This window comes from Pseudoalteromonas sp. MMG024 (assembly GCF_021654175.1).
In the GTDB taxonomy this organism is placed as follows: Bacteria; Pseudomonadota; Gammaproteobacteria; order Enterobacterales; family Alteromonadaceae; genus Pseudoalteromonas.
The window spans coordinates 133,948-155,423 of record NZ_JAKFZO010000002.1; the positions used below are offsets into that span (position 1 = coordinate 133,948).

Here is a 21,476-nt window from a genome sequence, read left to right on the forward strand (position 1 = left end):
CTAGTATCAACGGTTACATTCATTATTGTCACTCAACTAACTGACATGTCAGTTAAACCATTCTTATCACCCACTTTTGTGACCATTGTTGTTTAACAAACCAAAACGCCATAAAAAACAACACTGCCTAATTGTTTCACGCAGCGTTTTTGAACTAAGTTAAAGTAGTTATAAACCTACACGATTAATACGATATTCGACCATTCAAATATTACGTATTTTTCATTGACATTAACCTTTGCTGAATTAGAATAACGCCGTTCGAATCTCATTCGAATGGCGTTACCAAAGAAAATAAGCGAGAGGTTTAGTAATGGCACCAGCACCAAAATATAGCCTGCAAGAACAGGAAAGAATGATTTTAAATGCCGCAGAACAGTGCATTAATGAGTCGTCAGTTACTGACTTTACGATGGCTAAGGTCGCGCGTTTGGCAGGTCTTTCAATGGGCTCTGTATATAAGTTCGTGCAGAGCAAAGAAGATATTGTGCTTGCCCTTGCCTATCAATCATTTGATCACGTATCAAAGGTATTTGAACGTGTGCTTAGCTTGCCTTTATCAACGCCAGAAAAAATGCTCGCGGTATGCTTAATATCCCCTAAAGCCATGCAACGCTTTGAATTTGATTACGAACTGCAATCTTATTCAACCAATAAAGCGGTTATTCAACGCGCTTCTAGTCGTTGGACTGAAAAAATGATCGACGCCTGTAACTGTTGTGAACAAGGTTTTAAATTAGCCCTTTCCGATGGCATCAGTGCGGGCGAGCTGCAAAATGTGCCTAACCTAAGCGAAGTGATTGAAGAAATACTCATTAGTGGCTGGGCTATAACTGTTGGCTTTGAACAAGTACAACGGGTTAAACAAACGCAGGAAATTGTCGAAGGTACAGACTCATTACTTGAGCCATTGCCGCTTAATCATCCTATTATTAGAAGCACAGTGCGTTTGCTTAATAGTTACCCATGGAAGAAACCCATCGATGATGACTCACTTGTCACCATTGAAAACGAATTAAAGAAATTAACATTGCGTTAATGCAATACAAACGGAGAAAGTATGAAAATTAAACGCTGGCTCGCAGCCATTATCCTTATACTTGTTATTGTCTCGGGACTAGGTTTTGCCAAGTTTAGTCAAATTCAAGCAATGATTGCCTTTGCCGAATCATTTCCTGAACCTTCCGCATCGGTTAAAAGTACCTATGCACATCCAACTCAGCACATTAAAACCGTAAAAGTTATTGGCCAAGTGCAAGCACCGAATACACTAACCGTAAGCAATGAATATGCTGGCAATATTACCAAAGTAGGTTTTAAACCGGGTGATATAGTTGAAAAAGATCAGTTACTTATAAAACTAGATACCAGTATCGAAGAAGCCAACTTGAGTGCTGCTAAAGCACGCCTTACACTTGCAGAATCAACCCTATCGCGTGTTGAAAAGTTGTTATCGCAAAAGCGTATTAGCCAAGATGAAGTGGATAAAGCGCTGGCAAATGTTAATGTTGCTAACGCTGAAGTAGCTAATTTAACGTCAGTTATTAATAAAAAGAACATTAAAGCGCCGTTTGCTGGTCGCGTTGGTTTAACGCAATATCAAGTCGGCCAATTACTTGATGCCAATAGCCAAATCACTACTTTGGTTGGCTTAAATGATAATATTTGGATTGATTTTGCTGTGCCACAAACGCTACCACGCTTAGCCATTGGTGATGCCCTGCGCGTTGCACCGGTAAAGCAGCAAAAGTCAGACACCACGTTAACGGCTGAGCTTATTGCTATTGCGCCGAATATCGACGTAAATTCACGCCAGCAAAGCTATCGCGCCATTGTTAACAACCAAAATAAGCAGTTACATCACAACCAAATGGTGAGTGTGTTTGTACCAATTGAAGTGATTGACGCAGTAGCAGTACCGACCAATGCGGTAACACGCAGCCACTTCGGTGATTTTGTTTATAAATTAGAGAAAGACGATAAACAAAATTGGCGTGCCAAGCCAATAAAAGTAGAGCTAGGCGACAAAATCCAAGACCAACAATTAATCTTAAGTGGTTTAAATGCTGGTGAGTTTATTGCCAGTGAAGGTGCGTTTAAACTAAAAGAAAATCTCTTGGTTTACACCACAGAAACGGCAGAAAATACAACGCACACTGGAGGCTTGTAATGAGTTCATTACACGAAAACAAGCCCTCCTTTATGGACATATTTGTCAATCGACCCGTATTGGCAATCGTACTGTCAGTATTAATTGTGCTTGCGGGTATTAACGCCGCGCAAAAAATCTCGGTACAACAATACCCGAAAATTGAAAGTGCCTCGTTAGTCATTAATACCGTTTACACCGGTGCATCAGCCGATGTTGTAAAGGGCTATGTTACCGAGCCTATCGAGCGTGTAACCTCTACGGTTCCAGGCGTAGATTACGTTGATTCAATTACCACAGCAGGCCTTAGTAAAGTAACTGCGTGGCTTGAGCTAAACCACAATACTACCGATGCTTTAGCTGAGCTCACGACTAAATTAAACCAAATCAAATTTGAACTACCAACGGGCGCTGAAGATCCGGCAATTCAAATTGTACGTGCCGATAGCCCGTACGCGGTGTTTTATCTGGATGTGCAATCGCAAGGTTTACCACGTAGCGAAGTAAGTGACTACCTAACCCGTAACATTGTGCCACAAATGAGCGATATTGATGGCGTACAAAAAGTCACCCTAGAAGGCGGTCGCGATCCAGCTATGCGCATTTGGCTTGATACCGATAAACTCGCTGTGTACAACATCAGTGCAGTTGATGTGTTTCAAGCACTGCAGGCTAACAACACCATTGCAACATTAGGCTACAGTGAAAACAACCGCCAACGCATTGATTTAATGGCTAATACATCGCTAAAAAGCGTTGCTGATTTTGAAAACCTCATCGTAAAAGAAAGTGACGGTGTACAACTTCGCCTTGGTACTATCGCCAATGTCGAAATTGGCGAAGCCGAAGGCATGGTAACAGCGCGTTTAGATGATCACGATACGGTATTCTTAGCAGTTTGGGCGCTGCCAGGCGCTAACGAAATTGTGATTGGCGATGCACTTTATAAAAAGCTAGATCAAATCAATGAAGTATTGCCAAACGGTATGCACATTGAAATCGGTTACGACGGCACGCTCTACATGCGTGATTCTATCAAAGAGATTTTTACTACCCTTGGTGAAACGGTTTTACTTGTTGGCATTGTGGTTCTCGCGATGATGGGCTCATTTAGAACGGCTATGGTGCCGCTTATCACCATTCCTATTTCAATTTTAGGTGCGATTGCTGTTATTTATGTAGTTGGGTTTTCACTTAACCTGCTGACAATTCTTGCAATTGTGTTATCAGTTGGCCTTGTAGTAGATGATGCCATTGTGGTCGTTGAAAACGTAGCCCGCCATATGCGAGAAGGCAGACCTCGCTGGCAAGCTGCACTCATTAGTTCACGTCAATTGCTTGTGCCAGTAATCGCCATGACCTTAACGCTTGCCGCAGTGTACGCCCCCATTGGCTTTTTAACTGGTTTAACGGGCTTCTTGTTTAGAGAGTTTGCGTTTACCCTTGCCATTGCTGTACTTATTTCCGGAGTTGTTGCAGTTACTTTATCACCAATAATGAGTGCGTGGGTTAACGCCGAAGGCGGTAAAGAAAGTAAGCTGACGAAAAAAGTAAATAGCTACTTTGATAAGTTACAAAATTTCTACTTTAACGCATTAGACACCCTATTTAACTGGCGTGCTCAAGTGTTCTTCGTGGCTATTGTGTTTTCATTGTTATCGGCACCTTTTTATCTTTTATCACAAAAAGAGCTCGCCCCCATTGAAGACCAAAGCAGTATTCAAGTGGTTGTTGAAGCGCCGCCGGAGTCTTCTCAAGCTTATACTTCAAGCAAAATGGATGATACCGCTGAGGTGATGAATGCTACAGAAGGTGGTCAGTTTACCTGGCAAATTATTACTGCCGCGGCCGGTTTTGGTGGTGTTGAACTTGCGCCATATGAAGAACGCGAAAACTCGGTACACGACTTACTGTTTGACCTTTACGGTCGACTTGGCAGTGTAACGGGCTTAAGCTTGTTCCCAATTCTGCCAGCGTCATTGCCTACCGCAGGACAGTTTGACGTTGAAGTGGTATTGCGCGCGAATGATGACCCAGAAACTATGAAGCAATACGCCGACAAGATTATTGCAAAAGCAAACGCCAGCGGCAACTTTATGTTTATTAATACCGACCTAAAAATCGATTTACCGCAAGCAGAGCTAGAAATCGACCGCGAATTAATCGCCGATTTAGGGTTAAATTTACAATCGGTGAATGATCAGCTGAGCATTTTAATGTCGAACAATTTTGTTAACTATTTTAATAAAGACGGCAAAGCCTATCGCGTGATCCCAATTGTTGGCGATAATGAGCGCTATAACCCTGAAAACATTCTGGATATGAAAATACGCACAGGTAGTGGCGAGCTTATTCCTGTGTCGTCATTTGCAACATTACGCACGTTTACCAGCCCGCGCGTATTGGGCTCGTTTAACCAACAAAGTTCATTTAGAATTTTAGCGGGTGTTTTGCCTCATATCACCAAGGAGCAAGGTTTAAGCACTATTGAAAAAATTGCAGCTGACGTGTTACCAAAGCATTATTCTATTGATTATGCAGGTGAATCACGCCAACTTCGTAAAGAAGGTAATACTATGGTTGGCGTACTATTAGTATCAATGATTGTGGTTTACTTCCTGCTGACGATTCAATTTAATAGCTTCCGTGACCCGTTAGTTGTATTGCTTGGCTGCGCGCCTTTAGCACTTGCAGGCGCACTAATGTTGCCATTTTTATCATTAACTACGGTGAATATTTATAGCCAAATAGGCCTTATTACCTTGATAGGATTGATTGCAAAGAACGGTATTTTAATTGTTGAATTCGCGAATCATTTACAGCTTGAAGGTAAATCTAAACTAGACGCTGTAAAAGGCGCTGCCGCTACACGTTTACGCCCAATTTTAATGACCACAGGTGCAACCGTACTCGGTCATTTCCCATTGGTACTCGTAACAGGTGCGGGCGCTGAAGCGCGTAATAGCATTGGTATTATTTTGGTTGCCGGAATGTTGATTGGTACCTTCTTTACCTTAATGGTGCTACCGCTACTTTATGAAAAAATAGCAAAAGATCACCGCGGCGAAATGGAAACAGAAGAAGCCTTATCTCATACGCAATTTCAAACCGCTTTGTAAATTCAGATTTGCGCGTTAACAACTCAAGGTCGTTGGCGCGCATAATGTTCGCCCTATAATTACGATATTAATAACGATATACTGATTAAATAATTGCTTTTTCATCCAAACCAAAGGTAGCCAATGAGTCTTACTATTCGCAACGCCACTGCTAACGATATTAATACAATTCTGCATTTTATTAGGGAGTTAGCAATATATGAAAAGGCAGAACACGAAGTATTGGCAACGCCCGAGACCATCAAACAGAGCATGTTTTCTGAGCACTCTGGTGTTTACGGTTTAATTTGCGAATTAGACGGTCACGCCATTGGCTTTGCCGTATTCTTTTACAACTATTCAACCTGGCTTGCAAAACCAGGCTTATATCTTGAAGATTTGTACGTATCACCTGAATACCGCGGCAAAGGCGCGGGCATCGCGTTACTTCAAAATTTAGCACAAATTGCTGTTGAAAAAGGGTGTGGCCGCTTTGAATGGAGTTGCTTAGATTGGAATACCCCATCGCGTGACTTTTATGAATCACTTGGCGCCGAGCCTCAGCATGAGTGGATTGGCTATCGTATGAGTGGTGAAACGTTAGAAAAATTTGCTGAAAACGGAAAATCTTAAAATAAAAGCGTTACGCATGAATAGATAAGAGTGAAAGCGACTTAAATATGCCGCTTCCACTTTAACAAGCCAGCTGTTATTACGTTACAATAAGCTGGCTTTTTTCTTATCCTTTACTGCAATCAACCAATAGGTAACGCCAAGCGCAAGTACTAAGCCTGCAGTGCTCTAAATGTATTCAGGGGCCAATTTTGTAAAGTCGAGTACAATTACTTTTTGCGCTATCGCCATTAATGCTGTCGCGATTACCAAGTTAACGTGAATTACATCGTCACGTAGATACATAACAATGTTGATAAAGATTTCAATTGCAATCAATACAGCCAAAAACGCGCTAAACACTGCGAGAATGTCACTAATTGATAGCAAGAAATAAGGCGGTGAACTCAATTTCATATACATCACGTAGACAACATCTAACACCCCCCAAATAATGAGCAACGTCATTAAAATTGCGAGTATTTTTACGCAAAAGCGAATAACAGTATGGCTAAAACGGATCGCTTTATCATCATAACTTGCTTCATCAAAGCCACTATCATGCTTTTCCATTGCATCTCCTTAATGCTGCAAAATTTAAAAATGATAACTTATTGAACTTTAAACGTTTATTCGCGTTCTTCAATAGCACTGCCAGAATTAATATCAAGGCGCATATTCACCCCAATTTGCTCAACAAACTGGGTGTCGTGACTCACTAATATAAACGCACCCGGATAGTTTTTTAATGAAATCGCCAATGCAGTTTTCGCAGCGATGTCCAAATGATTATCAGGTTCATCAAGCAGCAATAACGCATCTTTTTGTGCATGGCTTACGCATAGCATCGCCAGTTTCATTTTTTCGCCGCCACTTAATGATTCAACAGGTAAAAAAACGCTATCGCCTCGAAACCCAGCAGACGCGAGCAAGGTACGCGCGGTTTGTTCACTTATCTGTGTTGTCAAAGCCATAATAGCACTTAGTACATCACTGTATTGATCGAGCCAGCGACAATTTTGTTCAAGATAAATCACATCGCAATTACTATTAACTGTTAGGTTCACCTTACTCAGGTTTGCTATGTTTTTAAGTAAGGTAGATTTTCCTGAACCATTATTCCCTAGAAGCCAAACGCGACTTGTTTGTTTAATGGTAGCGTTCAGTGGTGGCTGATGATTAAACTCACATTGCCAGTTGTTTATATTAACCAGTACCTTATTTTTATGAGTATTTATATCCGCCATGTGGAATGTGACTGGTTCGTTTAATACCTGAACATCGCATACTGCACGCAACATTTTATTTGATGTATCAATGCGCGCGTTTTGCAATTTCACTTGCCGACTATGGGATTTGGCCGCACCTTCTTTTTTACTATCGAGTAACACTTTCGGCTGACTGCCCGATGCTCTTTTTTGCTTGCCCTGCGCCGCACGCTGATTTGCTTTTTCTAAGCTTAACTGTGCAATGCGCTTAAATTGCATTTGTTCGCGTTTAATGTGCTCTTGTTTCGCTCTTAGTGCTTTTTGCTCGGCATTAAACTGTGCTTTAAATTCATGATAGCCAACACCGTATTCATTTACCGTACCATTAATTACGTGCAATGTATGTGTGCTGTGATCCAATAGACTTTCATCGTGACTTGCCATAACCACAATCCCCCTAAAGTCTTTTATTTGGCAGCTTAACCAATTTCTGGCATTTATGTCGAGGTGATTGGTTGGCTCATCCAACAATATAATATCTGCATCACTGTTAAAGCACCGATGTAACATTAAACGAGCCAGCTGCCCATAGCTTAATTTATTACACGATATAAACGGGTCTTTTGGTAATGCAAGTCTCGTTAACAGTGCTATTGTATCTCGTTCGCAATGCCAATCATCTTGTACCGTTTGATAGTCGTTAACGTCGATGCTACCGGCATTAATGCGCGACAACGCGTTTAGTTTATCAGCAACACCCAAATAGCCTGCAACTGAGCAATTTGGCATAGCATTGAGCTGCGAAAAAATAGCGGTTTTGCCAGTGACTTTAATCGTGTTATTGCAGCCATCAAGCTTTGCTATTGCGTTTATAAGTGTCGACTTACCGCTACCGTTGTTACCCACTAAGCCGTAAACGCCACGTGTTAGTTGCAGAGATACGTTTTTTAAAATGTGTTTTTGCGCTACGCTGTATGAAAAATTTGAAATCGAAATATGTGGCATAAGACCATCCTTTTACCCAAGTAAAAGGGATCAGCATCACCTGCGAGAAACGTCTAAGCATTATTGCACTTAGCGTCAATATTGATTTTCAGTGAAAAATTGGCAAAGCAACGCCTACTAATCCCTAACATTAAACAGAAAGTTAAAATTGTTTGGGGAGTTAGTTGTTCATGTCGGCGTTTGCTCCAATAAGAAATGTAGGTTTACTTTGCCCTAAAACAACAAAACGCGCAAGTAATCAGCAATACAAAATAAAAAAGCGTAGAAAATAACGTTATTATCAGCCTTCAACACATTGATATTTAAACAAAACACAGGTATAGCGCGCAATTATTACTCAGGAATTCTTCTACCTCCCTAACAGACCTTTCAAAAATAAACTGAAGTTAAGCCAACTTAACCAAAAAACGATATAAATTAATCAAGTACAACTCAAATTACGAGTAGTTTTAGTTTTAAAGGATTTAAAATGCGATATTGGTTTTTTGTTTTAAGCATCGTGTATTCGTGTTCGCTTGCGGCAAAAGAAACGCTTAGAATTGGTGTTCAGCTAGAAAGCCAAAAACATGTCGAACAATTTATTGCGGGTCGCGAAATTAACAGTATAGATGATTACTCGGGCGAGTTTGCGTATCGCGATGTTGTTGAACAAGTATTATTGTTACAAGCGCTTCACTTTGGTGGATTTCGTGGCGACATTGAATTTGTACGAGCAGATCACTATAAACGTCGCTTGCGTCTGCTCGAACAAGGACTTCTTGATTTAAGCGTTACCGGAGTTTGGCTAAGCGACGCTCTGCCCATTAAAGATAATCTATACATTTCAAGGCCGTTATTGCGTGATGGTGAAGCTGAGGCAGGCTTTTATGTACATCAAAACAATACACGCGCACGTCAGGTAAATGACAAATTTGGCTTACAACGCCTAAACGCAATTTCCAATAAAAACTGGCAAATTGATTGGCGAATAATGTCGGCAATTGGTTTCGCTCATTTAGATAGCGTAAGCCAATTTACACAAATGACAGATATGATTATGAAAGGCCGAAGTGATGTTATGCTTGCGACATTTTACAACACCGACGATCTGAGTTTTTCACAAGACAATGAAACCTTTGTACCAATTCATGGATTGAAAGTTAAGCTCCCCGGTAGCAGGCATTTTGTTGTGTCAAAAGCCGCGCGCAACTCAGAAATATTTGACTGTGTGCAACGGGGCTTAAAAGAATTACGAAGCCGCGGTTTAATCAATAAGGCCTATCGACAAAGCGGCTACATAAATGAAAAAGTGAACGAATGGATGGTGATTCGTTAGCCGTACCATGCAACAAGTTTACATTTTTAGATTGGTTATTGCGGAATTAACCAGGTAATCATAATTCGCGCCCCCATTCCATCAGGCCCATTGTCTAGGCCTTTTGCCCAGTAATGCAGACCAGTACCAAGGCTAAATACATTATCTCCGATGGTTATCACTTGGCTGGCAACCAAATTGATTGGTACTGACTCTACATCATTTTCCCAGTCGATTGTTGCTTCGCTGTTTAAGAATACTGAGGTTGCACTTGGCCAGGTATAACCAATAAAAGGTTGAATAAAAGTTGCATTTACATCAGTCTGACCTTGGTCCTTATCTGCACCATAACCCCAGATATGGTTTGCCAATGCACCAAACGTCCAGCCATCGCTTTGTGTAAGCAGTACCGCCGTTGGGCCTATTCCCCAATTGTCGCTACCAAACATAGGATCAGAGGCACTCGGAAACATAAAAACAGGCCCTGCCCCCCAAATCCAGCCACTGTCGGTTTGTTGTTTAGGTGAAAAGAAAAAACTTTGTACTATATCGCCAATGCCTTCTTCACGAAACGAGCCAAAGTCTTGGCTTACTATGGGAATAATTGTGCGAGAGATTAAATTCCAATCATCATTTAAATCGTACGGTACAACAGGCTGAACATTGGTTAACCAACGGTCACCTTGCTCATCCTGACCAATATTCGGGTCGTAATTAAACTGCACTGGCACACTGATTATATCGGCAACAGGGTTTTGTAATTTTTTGGCGATATCAGCAGAATTGTTTGCTGTGGCAGTAAGTGAGCTTAGTCCAAGCAAGGTACTTAGAATGCTATATTTCATGCGCTTCATCCTTAAAGACTAAAATTCGTTTTAGTTTACTATTTACACACTTACACTAACGCAGTTCATCTTTAAGAGATAGATTTTTCGGAGATTTGTTTCCATTTGCTGTACCAGCGCACAACTTCATTGATGGGTTTTGGCCGACAGATAAAAAAGCCCTGTAATAAAATGCCAATTTCACTTTGGCGCAAGTACTCTAAATCTTCAATATCTTCTACGCCTTCTGCAACAAGCTCTACTTTTTGCTCTTTTGCAATATCGATAAGCGACTTAACAATCACCTGAGAAAATTTATCATCACGAATGCTCGAAATAAAACATCTGTCTATTTTAATCTCAGTGAAAGGCAAGGTTCTTAACTGATTTAAATTAGTAAATCCCGTACCAAAATCATCAAGCGCAATACCATAACCATGCATGCGCAAACGGTTTAACGTTTCCAGTTGTTCAGGCGTACGCAACGCGTATTCTTCGGTCACTTCAATAATAAATTGGCTTGGCTCTAATCCGTTAACACACAATATGGTCGCCATTTGTTCGGCACAAAATGAATCTTGCATTTGTTTGGGTGATAAATTAATTGCCAGTTTAAAATCGTGATCAAAAATCACCTGCAATTCGCAATAATGTCGTGCGGCTTTTTCAACAAGCTGAAACGTAATAATATTTTCAATGCCAAGTGATACTGCAGTCGGCAAAAAATGTTGCGGTAAAATGGCATCAATACGACCAGGCTTTACGATTCTTGCAAGAATTTCCAAACTGTCAACACAGTTAGTTTGACTGTTAATTTTAGGCTGGTAGTAAGGTTCAATTTGCTGGCTTTCAATGGCTTCAATCAGTTCTTGTTCAGAGAGGTATTGCAGGGTTTGCATTTTAACAACATTGAGTGTTTTTAGCCGGTCTAACACCATTTCAATTTGTTTAACGCTAACAGGCTTTGACAAATTGCCAATAAGCCGGACTTTGTGAATTTTAGCAAGGTCGGCGGCCAGCGAGATAACACGTTCATCCATTTCTGAAACAATTGCCACACCACCATTAAAGCCAATTTCACCTAACTGCCTAATAAATGCCATACCGTCTAATTCAGGCATATTTAAATCAGTTAATACGCAGTGATAAGCTGAACTATCTTTTTTGATTTCGTCAAATGCAAGACGCGCGGAAGAAAAAGTCTCGGTATTTTGATAACCGAGTCCATTGAGCATTGCTTTTAACGTTAACAACATGGTTTTCGAATCGTCAACAATCGCAATTTTAATTAAATTTTTATGCATGTCGCATTCCTTGCAAGTAAGAACATCTTTGACGCCAGCCCTTTCCCTTTTAAGTCTAGTAACAAACTGAAAGATTACAAAAATTTAATCGTTAAATTGACATCAAATAGTATGTCATTTTGCGTTTAGTTTATTCATTAAAAATGATTAACAAAACCGAAACATTACATTAATTTGATCTAGTTAAATTTTTAACCCGTACAAGATCTCGCCAGTTAATTATCAAAAAAAGGATAAACAAGGTGAGAAATTTATTAAAAATAGCACTTTTAGTGTCATCAACGCTTGTAGTAACTGGGTGTAACGACGATGACGACGATCATAAAGTGGAAACGCCAACGACACCAGTTGCCACACCAACAACAGTGGTCGACGTTGCAGTGAGCGACGGCAACTTTACAACGCTAGTCGCCGCACTTGAAGCAACAGGGCTTGACGAAACGCTTGCAAATACTGAATCCAACTTTACCGTATTTGCGCCTACCGACGCTGCATTTGCGCTGTTACCTGAGGGCACTGTTGAAGCACTGTTAGCCGATACAGACACGCTTTCTGATATTCTCACATACCACGTTATTGCAGACAAAGTCGATGCGGCAACGGCAGTATCAAGTGCAGGATCAAAAGTAACCATGGTTAACGGTGATTCGGTCGGTTTATCGCTCGACGGTGATAATTTGCTGGTCAACACAGTAACTGTTACAGCAACCGACATAATGGCAGACAACGGTATAGTTCACGTTATTGATGCTGTGTTAATGCCCCCAACAGATAAAGGTATGCCAACGGCAAATATTGTTGAGACCGCTGTTGCAGCAGGTACTTTCAATACGCTCGTTGCTGCTTTACAAGCAACTAATTTAGATACAGTGCTCGCTGATGAGTCTAAAATGTATACGGTATTTGCGCCAACTGACGATGCATTTGCAATGCTTGGTGAAGAAACCATCAATACATTACTTGCAAATACCGACGTGTTAAGCAGTATTCTTTTGCAGCATGTTGTTATGGGTGAAGTTGACTCTGTTACTGCATTTACCCTAAACGGGATGGAAGCTGAAACAGCTTCTGGTGCTAAATTGCCTGTATCAATCAACTCAGAAACTGATTCATTGATGTTCGGTGGTGCTAAAATTGTTACCAAAGACATCTACACCACTAACGGGATTATTCACGTAATTGATGCTGTTATTGTGGGTGATGTAAGTGTACCTGAGCCTGTCGGCAATATTGTTGATGTCGCCTCACAAGCAGGTTCATTCAACACATTATTAATCGCCGCGGCTGCCGCGGATCTTGCTGAGGTACTTGCAGACGAATCTGCAACTTACACCGTTTTTGCACCAACAGATGCTGCATTTGCACAACTTCCTGAAAGTACACTAAATGCTCTACTCGCCGATACAGAAGCGCTGAAAAATGTATTGCTCTACCACGTTATTGCTGATGCGAAAGTAATGTCGGATGGCGCAGTAGCTGTTGCGAATAGTGAAAATAATAAGGTGACTATGGCAAACACTCAAATGGCCGCCTTATCACTTTCAGGCTCTGATTTGTACATAAATGCGTCTAAAGTATCTGCTGCCAATGTCGAAGCAAGTAATGGCGTAATTCACGTGGTTGACCAAGTGATTTTACCACCATCAATGAAAGGCGAACCGACTCAGAACATCGTTGAGGTTGCCGTATCCAATCCTGACTTTTCAACCCTAGTGACCGCGTTACAAGCTGCAAATTTAGTCGATGCGCTAGCTGATGAAACTAAGTCTTACACGGTATTTGCACCAACTAATGCTGCGTTTGATAAAATCCCAGACGATGCGTTAACAGCATTACTTGCCGACAATACGGCTTTAACAAATGTGTTGTTACAACATGTTGTGGCTACTGAGATAGATTCTGTTTCTGCGTATGCAGCAAATGGTAAAGCAGTAGACACTCTTGCAAATAATGATGTATCAGTGGATTTAATTAATTACACCGAATCAACTAATTCGGCGTCAGATGAAGTTGCCTATGATGCTGCAGGTCAAATGCTAGTCGGCGGTAATGGCTCTGCCAAAGCAGGTTACACGCTCTATGTGTTCGATAATGACCTTGGTCAAACTAGCAGTACATGTGTTGATGCGTGTGCAGATGCATGGCCGCCAGTAATGGTTACTGATGAGATGGTTGATAATATTCAAGGCTTAAGCGTTATTACACGCGCTGACGGTACTAAACAAGCAGCCTTTATGGGTCGCCCGCTATATTTTTATGCACAAGATATGGCTCCTGGTGACACCAAAGGTGATGCAGTTAACAATGCTTGGTGGAAAGTGTCATTGCCACAAGTTGCGCTGCAAGTGCAAGGGGCTAACGTGGTGACTACCGATATTTACACTACTAACGGTGTTATCCATGTGATTGATACCGTTATAACTGAAACCTTAAACTAAACACTCCCTTCGTGTTAAAGGGGCGTTTGAAGCCCCTTTTTTTACGCATTCTTACAGGCGTTGATTTTACGTGATACGTCGCTTTGGAATTCGTCACTTAAAAACGTAGTTGCCGGTACCGGTTTGGCAAAGTAAAAACCTTGAAGGTTATAACAGCCTAAGCGTTTTAACACGCTGACCTGCGTAAGCTCTTCAACCCCTTCGGCGATACAGTAACTGCCTAAATTTTTCGCTAAATCCGCAATAGTTTGTACGATCGCTTGGTTTGTGCGGCTGGATAACATTTGACGAATAAAACTCTGATCTATCTTAATCACATCAATTGGAAATTGGTTGATATAAGTTAACGACGAATACCCTGTGCCAAAATCATCCAAATACAGTTTAAAGCCTGCTTTTTGTAAGCGCTCTAGTTGCTCAAGAGCGTTCACCGTGTCTTCAATCAAAATACCTTCGGTAATTTCTAAGCGAATTTGACGTGGCGATACGTTATTGTCCGCTAAAATGGTGACAAATCGCTCGACCAAGTTAGGCTGGGTAATATGTAGCGCAGATAAGTTAATTGATAGGTAGCGGTTCTCATTACTTGCTAACCATGACGCTAACTCTGTTGTTGCTGTTTCAAGCGCTACTTCGGTTATCGCAACAATTTGCCCAATTTGCTCTGCCAACGGAATAAACACACCTGGTGAAATCATGTCACCGTCTTTAAACCAGCGCAATAGCAACTCTACACCCACTACTTTTTGTGATTGCGTATTAATAATGGGTTGATAGAAGTTAGTCAGTTGTCGATTTTGTACCGCGTTAACTAATTCGTTTTCAAGCAACATACGGTTGCGCGCTTCTTTATTAAGCTGCTCAGTATAAAAGCGGTAACAATTACGACCGCTGTTTTTCGCGTGGATCATCGCGATGTCTGCTTTTTGTATTAGTTCTTCAGTTGTTTCTGCATCAAATGGATAAAACGAAATACCGATTGATGAACTAATATTGACCGTGTTACCGCCAATTTTATAGGGTTTGGCAAGTTCGCTGTTGAGGTCATTAGCATATTGGCTAATTTCCTGTGGCGAAACCACATCTTCAAACAACACAATAAACTCATCGCCGCTTTGACGGCCTACACTGTGTTGCTCGCCTACAACCGAAGTCATGCGCTCGGCAACTTTAACTAATAACCTGTCACCGACACTGTGGCCAAGCGAGTCGTTCACCTGTTTAAAGCGGTCGAGGTCAATAAATAACACCGCAACGACTTTGTTTTGAGCATGCAGCAAGGCTTGTTCGATACGATCGTTGATTAAGCTACGATTAGCTAATTGCGTAAGGTGATCAAAGTTAGCCATTTGTGTAAGTTTCTTCTCTGCTGCTTTTTGCTGCGTCAAATCCGACACAACAACCACATAGTTACTTACACTCTCTTCACCGATCGCGGAAATTGATAACAATACCTCAATGGTTTCGTTATCAAACACCCAAGTTTCTTCGCGACGTAAATGCTCGCCAACCTTAAGACTGGCTAATTGCTCAACGTAAAATGCTTGACGTTTCTCATCAAATAACGCCAATAAAGTATCTTGGGTCGCATCTTCCGCATGTTTTGAAAAGCGTTTATTAAACGCTTCATTTGACGCAACCAATTTGAATTTGCTGTCTAAAATAATCAGCCACTCGTTCATTTTGCGCAGTGCTTCACCGTAGAGTCGCGCTTGGATCTCTTTATTTTTGGTTTCGCTAATATTGGTGTAAGTCCCTGCATAAACGGGGTTTTCTTCATTTTTACTTTCTTTAGAACGCTTACCTAAGTCTCGATACCATACCCATTCACCACTTTTTGCGCGCATACGATACGTAACGTCCCATAAATTGGTCGCGCCACTTGAAAATGCCCGCCATTTTGCTTCTAAGCGAATACGGTCTTCAGGATGGATAAGTGACATATGATCATTGAGGCTGGTTAGCGTTTCACGCTCATAACCTAAGTCAGACACAATGCGCTCTTGATCCAATTGCTGGTTATGGCTGTTATACACCCATACACCGCTGTTACTCGCGTCAAGCGCCAAGCGTGCACGCTGCTTTGCCGCCATCGAATCATTATGAAGTTGTTGCAGAATATGCTGCTGCTTAACGCGCTTAATGTAAATTAACGTAAAACAACCAAGAAACAGAATAATGTAACCAACAATGGCATATGGCGATGTCCATGGGTTGTGCTTTACGTAAAATGAAAAGGTTTCAGACTTGCCTAATTGGCCATCTTTTAATGAATAAGCTGCTACATTAAACGTGTAGTCACCTGGCAACAAACGGGTAAACTCAATGTTATTCTTACCGTAATGTTCATACACCACACTGCTTGGCCCTTGTAAATCAACACGGTACTTAATTTGCTTTTGATTGGCAAAGTCAAAGTTAGAAAAGTGGAATTTCAGGCCAAAATCATCATATTCAAGCGATAATTGCTGCTCCATTAAGCCTGAAAACGTAAGTTTTTCATCGCGAGATTTCAATTCGACATCAAGTAACCTTACCGGTTTGTCGTTTCGTGTTTTTTCAATTTCTTCAGCGTTAAATAAAATAATGCCCGCGGGTGTCGTAAACGCAATTCGACCATCTTTTAATTTATGTGGCGCACTGTAGACCTCATCACTTATCAACCCTTGCTCGTGGGTATACTGATTAAGTGCATCTAAGTCTTTATCATATTTGATTAAGCCACTTTGCGAACTAAACCACAGCGCGCCATTATCACTTTGCGTGACACTGAATAATCGATTATCCGGTAAACCATCAGCAAAGGTAATTTCTTTTTGTAGTTGATACTTATCGTCGAGGGCCACTATGCCGTGTGCATTATAAGCAATCCAAATAGTATTATCTGCGTCTCGTGTCCAGTCAGATACAAACTTGAAATCGTGTACCTGATAGTTATCGATCTGATGAATTAATTCGAATGTACCCTCTTGATAGTTATAGTGGTAAACCGCCCCACCAACGCTATAAAGCACGCCAGAATCATCAACAAAGCTTTTCATAAAGCCAATTGATAAATCAGGATCAAAGTGTTTATCAAGACTGTTAAGAGAAGTGAGGGTATTTTTTTGTGTATCTAAAATAAAATGCCCTTTGTAACTAACAAATATCAAACGATGTTTGTCTAATGGGTGAACACCGTAAGGATATAGCTCAGTGAATTCTTTATTAACTTCTGCAGATAAGTTGGTCGGCACAATGACTTCTTTTTCAGTGTCAAAAAGTGTCAATCCCTCACTGTGTACCAGCCAAATCTTTCCATCACCTGCGTCAAAAATATACTGAATAAAGTGCTTTCCCCATTTATTTTTGGGGTTCTCACTAACGAAGAAATGTTTAGTTTCTTTTGTCTCAGTATTTAGTTTTGTCAGGCCATTCTCGGTTGCAACCCAAAGCGTACCTGCTTGCAATTCAATAAAGTCGGTCACTGAAGAATTAGACAAATTGATGCCAGACGCGTTGCTGTAACTTGAAAATTTTTGTAAGTCAGGATGCCAGTAATAAACGCCCTTTGACTCAGACGCAAGCCAAAGCAATCCGCTATTATCTTGGTAAATGTCTTTAATAGCGTCGTTACTGACTAAGGGGTGACGTTTTGAATATTGTGCCAGCAAATTTAACTCAAACGACATTGGGTCGAAGCGATACAGTCCTTTTTCAGAGCCAATATAAAATGCATCTGCATTTCTAACCACACCCCAAATATTTAAATCGGCAATAAGCTGCATGGGTTTAGCATCTTGTTCATCGAGTTTAAGTGCAAACAACCCTTCAACTGTGCCAATCAATAAACCTAAACGATGATCCCACGCTAAGTATTTTACATTGTTGTTATCATAGGTATCTTGTATGTTGGAAGGTTTATGGTGCGTTAACCCCGCACCACCTGTCTCGATATGATAGACATAAAGACCTTTCGATGTACCAAAATATATGTATTCCCCTTTGTAAAACAGGGTGCGAATAAGGTCTTGATTTTCACTTAATGAAAACAAAATTTTTAATTGCTTTTTTGCAACACTATACGAAACCAAGTGACGACCAATTGCTAATATCAAGTCACCCTTTACTTCAATAACACTTTCAACACTTAAGTATTCGTCTTTAGTTTCAACTAATTTACCGTCATAGAACCGTGTGGCTTCAAGCGTAAGAGGATCAACAAAATACGCACCTGTATAATAAGTGCTAACAATTAAACTGCCATTTTTTAGCGAATGGAGTGCAATAATGCCATCGTTTGCAAATACGTTGTCAGGACCCGTTATTTTTTCAAATTCATAACCATCAAAACGATTCAAGCCATAGTCTGTGGCAACCCACAAGTAGCCGTAGTTATCTTGCAGCGTTTGATTGACATAGCTTTGCGATAACCCTTCTTCAACGGAATAATTTTTCAGATAGCGGCTATATTCCGCAGCAAACGCATTGCTGGATGCAAAGAGTAAAACAAGAACAAAAGAAAAGACTTTATGAAACAAAAAATTAAACCCTAGTCACATGAATCCGTTCAGAATATGAGAAGTAAACCAACGAGCCATCACTGCTGTCGTTTCATTAATACAGTGTAAAACACAAAGCATATTCAAAGAAGAAAAAATTGATCTTATTCAAAACAACTTCTTAACATTAAAAAACGAACTTTAAAGCAAAGCCAAACCCGTAACAAGCTGAAATAGCTAATTATTAACGATAAAACGCATAATACGGATTAGTCCTTTTGTCGTACCAAAGTACTTTAAAGCTAATCTGTACTTATTAAGCTAGATCTTGCCTTGGCAATATAACTTTGTATTTGCCTTTCATTTATAATAGCCCGTATTGGCCCAAGTGCGTGTATTTTGGCCATAAAATACAACAAAACATGCATATTTAACCTATAGCCAAGTAAACCCAGTTTAAATTGTACAATTCTTCACCTGTTTTAGTGCTTTTAAATCGCTAACTTTGCGCTACGACAGGCTATGTTAAGGCGCTCTGACTTACACATTACTCAAGCAATAAATAGTTATTTTTAAGCGCTTTTATACAGGTACTGTAGCCAAGCGCAATCATCTCAGCGGCTTTATCAAACTCCAATGTGCCACAGGCATTACGGCTAATCTCAACCAGTACATCAGGCGGATATGCCGCTAATTTAGCTGCAGCTAAGTGAGACTGCATGGCATCAAATGCTTTATCTGCTACTTCGTACGCCCCCAGTTTATTCACCTCTTTTTCTTCTTTATCAAATCGCAATGAATCTATAAAACGTGAAATTGGGAATGTATCATCGTGAATTTCGACTTTTTCGATGGGTTCTGGTGGTGTTGCTTTTTCACTGCCTAAATTAACCGCTATTTTATAATCACTGTCATCATTAAACGTAGGCGCAATCGGCACAGGATTTAACACCCCACCATCAATTAGAATTCTATTATTGGTTTCAATCGGTGTAAAAAACAAAGGAAGTGAAATCGATGCGCGGATCGCGTCGAATAATGAGCCTGAATTTAGCCATACTTCTTTACCGTTTAAAATATCAGACGCAACAGCCGTGTAGCTAATTGGTAACTCGGTAATCGTAATATCCCCTACCATTTCCTTTAAGGTGTTAATTATTTTGTCGCCCTTTACAAGCCCATTATTGCCCCACGCTAAATCAAGCAATGACACAATATCGTATTTGTCTATTTCTAAAATCCATGTCTCAAATTCAGGCAACTTACCTGCTGCATAAATACCACCGATTAAAGCACCAATTGAACACCCTGATATGGAACAAATCTCAAAGTTGTGCTGTTCTAACGCTTTAATTACGCCTATATGCGCAAGCCCACGTGCACCACCACTGCCTAAAATAAGTGAAATGCGTTTTTTCATCTATTTATCTAATTTTACTGAGTTTTTACTATTAATACATAAGATTACATACCGATACAATAAGATCAGTTGAACTTATTCACTGGGTTTAAAATAGATACCGTCATATCAACTCATTTTGGAATAAGTGCATGAATACACTGCTGTCTAAAGTATCAGTTCGTATCAGTATCAATATCTTTGGAATTCGGATTAATAACCGAGCATAAAATTGTATACAATTTAAATCTCGGTTATTATGCCTGTCATTTCTATCGTTCAAAATGAGTTAGCGATGTCATTAAACCCCCTTGCAGAGCAATACGTAGAGCTAGTACTGGCAATTGGCCTTCATCACCCACATTATGTTGACGCTTACTATGGCCCAAGTGACTGGCAACCAACTATTAAAGAGCCGCTTGAAGCTATTCAACAGCAGGTTACAAAACTTGTAGATACCTTAAAACGAACAACACCAAATGAAAGCGAAACACTCAGACATACATTTTTATTAAAGCAAAGTGAATCAATACTAACTTTTATAAATGTAATTTCGGGCAACGCACCAAAATTCGATGATGAGTCGCTTGCGTTATACGATGCCATTTCGCCCAATAAGACGGAGACTGAGTTTGATAACGTCCTACTAGAGCTTGAAAACCTGGTACCAGGCGACGGTAGTTTAAGCGAACGCATGGTGGCATTTAACGCACAATTTGAAATTCCCAAAAATAAGCTCGATGACGTATTTAAAGCCGCAGTATCGCGTTCACGGGAGATTACCAAGCAATTTATTCCACTTGCAGATAATGAAAATTTTCAGCTGGAATATGTAACTAACCAAATTTGGAGTGGCTATAACTGGTATAAAGGCGATAACTTCAGCCTGATTCAAATGAATACCGACTTCCCGATTTATATTTCACGTGCCGTCGATTTAGCCGCCCATGAAGGCTATCCCGGTCACCATGTGTTTAACTCACTAATGGAAAAGCACCTAGTGAACGAAAAAGGCTGGATGGAATATTGTGTTTATCCATTATTTTCCCCTATGTCACTGCTTGCCGAAGGCTCGGCTAACTATGGCATTGAAGTGGTTTTTCCAAAACCTGAACGCATGGTATTTGAAAAAGAAGTACTCTTCGTGCTTGCCGGTCTCGATGTCTCACAAGCTGAGCGCTACTATCAAGTACAAGCGCTACTGCAAAAACTCTCTTATGCTGACAACATGGTTGCTAAACGCTTACTTGATGGTGAAATATCAGAGCAACACGCAGTCGAGTTATTAGTTAAATACACCTTAGTGAGTGAAGCGCGTGCAACACAGCGCTTAGGATTTATTAAAGCAAACCGTGCCTATGTGCTTAATTACAACCTCGGCCAAGATATTGTTAAAGCCTACATTGAAAAACATGCCAATATGCAAGATAAAAACTCTGTTTGGCAGGTGTTTGCCGATTTACTAGCAAATCCAAGGCCCGCGAGTTTATTGGTATAACTCATTCAATAAGGCCTTTTTTGCTGTTTAACTTGGGCGTAAGCCTCTTCAAAAAATTCCTAACTAGCAGTTGCAACTATTATTCTTTGTAACTGCTTTATTTTATCTCATTTAAAATCAATGTAATAAAAATTTTTAGTTAACTTCTTATCCCAAGTTCAGGTTA

General features: G+C 40.5%; 13 protein-coding genes. 7 read left to right on the forward strand and 6 right to left on the reverse strand.

All coding sequences use genetic code 11. From position 1 onward, the window contains the following. Nucleotides 1-313 precede the first annotated feature (313 nt). From L1068_RS02430 to L1068_RS02445, 4 genes are all read left to right on the forward strand, one after another. Entirely contained in the window at nt 314-1,039 is a 726-nt protein-coding gene (locus L1068_RS02430; RefSeq protein WP_010558955.1) for a TetR/AcrR family transcriptional regulator, read from the forward strand. Between the two features lie 21 nt (nt 1,040-1,060). Then, complete coding sequence (locus L1068_RS02435; protein WP_237128907.1) at nt 1,061-2,170, forward strand: efflux RND transporter periplasmic adaptor subunit; 1,110 nt, start codon at nt 1,061-1,063, stop codon at nt 2,168-2,170. Next, a complete protein-coding gene (locus tag L1068_RS02440; RefSeq protein ID WP_237128908.1) occupies nt 2,170-5,268 on the forward strand; it encodes an efflux RND transporter permease subunit in 3,099 nt (1,032 codons plus the stop codon). The genes L1068_RS02435 and L1068_RS02440 overlap by 1 nt, the downstream gene beginning before the upstream one ends. Nucleotides 5,269-5,391: 123 nt before the next feature. After that, a complete protein-coding gene (locus L1068_RS02445) occupies nt 5,392-5,880 on the forward strand; it encodes a GNAT family N-acetyltransferase (RefSeq protein WP_237128909.1) in 489 nt (162 codons plus the stop codon). Between the two features lie 168 nt (nt 5,881-6,048). Here L1068_RS02445 and L1068_RS02450 read toward each other — a convergent pair whose 3' ends face one another. Beyond that, complete coding sequence (locus L1068_RS02450) at nt 6,049-6,432, reverse strand: phosphate-starvation-inducible PsiE family protein (protein ID WP_237128910.1); 384 nt, start codon at nt 6,430-6,432, stop codon at nt 6,049-6,051. Between the two features lie 56 nt (nt 6,433-6,488). Continuing rightward, nucleotides 6,489-8,072: an ATP-binding cassette domain-containing protein gene (locus L1068_RS02455; protein ID WP_237128911.1), complete on the reverse strand. Its 1,584-nt coding sequence runs from the start codon at nt 8,070-8,072 to the stop codon at nt 6,489-6,491. A gap of 469 nt (nt 8,073-8,541) precedes the next feature. On the opposite strand from L1068_RS02455, the gene L1068_RS02460 reads away from it, so the two are divergent. Next, nucleotides 8,542-9,387 (forward strand): hypothetical protein, encoded by an 846-nt coding sequence (locus L1068_RS02460; RefSeq protein WP_237128912.1) that lies wholly within the window; start codon nt 8,542-8,544, stop codon nt 9,385-9,387. 35 nt (nt 9,388-9,422) lie between these two features. Here L1068_RS02460 and L1068_RS02465 read toward each other — a convergent pair whose 3' ends face one another. Next, entirely contained in the window at nt 9,423-10,211 is a 789-nt protein-coding gene (locus tag L1068_RS02465; protein WP_237128913.1) for a transporter, read from the reverse strand. A 71-nt stretch (nt 10,212-10,282) separates the two neighbouring features. Further along, nucleotides 10,283-11,494, reverse strand: a complete 1,212-nt coding sequence (locus L1068_RS02470; protein ID WP_237128914.1) for an EAL domain-containing response regulator — start codon at nt 11,492-11,494, stop codon at nt 10,283-10,285. Nucleotides 11,495-11,736: 242 nt separating this feature from the next. Here L1068_RS02470 and L1068_RS02475 point away from each other — a divergent pair, with 242 nt between their 5' ends. After that, nucleotides 11,737-13,932 carry a fasciclin domain-containing protein gene (locus L1068_RS02475; protein ID WP_237128915.1) on the forward strand — a complete coding sequence of 732 codons (2,196 nt, stop codon included), beginning with the start codon at nt 11,737-11,739 and terminating at the stop codon, nt 13,930-13,932. A 41-nt stretch (nt 13,933-13,973) separates the two neighbouring features. Here the strand turns inward: L1068_RS02475 and L1068_RS02480 are convergent, their stop codons facing one another. Both L1068_RS02480 and L1068_RS02485 read right to left on the reverse strand, forming a co-directional pair. Continuing rightward, nucleotides 13,974-18,452 carry an EAL domain-containing protein gene (locus tag L1068_RS02480; protein WP_237128916.1) on the reverse strand — a complete coding sequence of 1,493 codons (4,479 nt, stop codon included), beginning with the start codon at nt 18,450-18,452 and terminating at the stop codon, nt 13,974-13,976. A 508-nt stretch (nt 18,453-18,960) separates the two neighbouring features. After that, nucleotides 18,961-19,833 (reverse strand): patatin-like phospholipase family protein, encoded by an 873-nt coding sequence (locus tag L1068_RS02485; protein ID WP_237128917.1) that lies wholly within the window; start codon nt 19,831-19,833, stop codon nt 18,961-18,963. A gap of 274 nt (nt 19,834-20,107) precedes the next feature. Here L1068_RS02485 and L1068_RS02490 point away from each other — a divergent pair, with 274 nt between their 5' ends. Then, the gene (locus tag L1068_RS02490; RefSeq protein ID WP_237128918.1) at nt 20,108-21,310 is read left to right on the forward strand and encodes a hypothetical protein; all 1,203 of its coding nucleotides are present in this window, start codon (nt 20,108-20,110) and stop codon (nt 21,308-21,310) included. Nucleotides 21,311-21,476 lie beyond the last annotated feature (166 nt).

Coding starts and splice junctions, on each gene's coding strand:
- L1068_RS02430 (WP_010558955.1), top strand. CDS start 314: ATGGCACCAGCACCAAAATATAGCCTGCAAGAACAGGAAAGAATGATT.
- L1068_RS02435 (WP_237128907.1), top strand. CDS start 1,061: ATGAAAATTAAACGCTGGCTCGCAGCCATTATCCTTATACTTGTTATT.
- L1068_RS02440 (WP_237128908.1), top strand. CDS start 2,170: ATGAGTTCATTACACGAAAACAAGCCCTCCTTTATGGACATATTTGTC.
- L1068_RS02445 (WP_237128909.1), top strand. CDS start 5,392: ATGAGTCTTACTATTCGCAACGCCACTGCTAACGATATTAATACAATT.
- L1068_RS02450 (WP_237128910.1), bottom strand. CDS start 6,432: ATGGAAAAGCATGATAGTGGCTTTGATGAAGCAAGTTATGATGATAAA.
- L1068_RS02455 (WP_237128911.1), bottom strand. CDS start 8,072: ATGCCACATATTTCGATTTCAAATTTTTCATACAGCGTAGCGCAAAAA.
- L1068_RS02460 (WP_237128912.1), top strand. CDS start 8,542: ATGCGATATTGGTTTTTTGTTTTAAGCATCGTGTATTCGTGTTCGCTT.
- L1068_RS02465 (WP_237128913.1), bottom strand. CDS start 10,211: ATGAAATATAGCATTCTAAGTACCTTGCTTGGACTAAGCTCACTTACT.
- L1068_RS02470 (WP_237128914.1), bottom strand. CDS start 11,494: ATGCATAAAAATTTAATTAAAATTGCGATTGTTGACGATTCGAAAACC.
- L1068_RS02485 (WP_237128917.1), bottom strand. CDS start 19,833: ATGAAAAAACGCATTTCACTTATTTTAGGCAGTGGTGGTGCACGTGGG.
- L1068_RS02490 (WP_237128918.1), top strand. CDS start 20,108: ATGTCATTAAACCCCCTTGCAGAGCAATACGTAGAGCTAGTACTGGCA.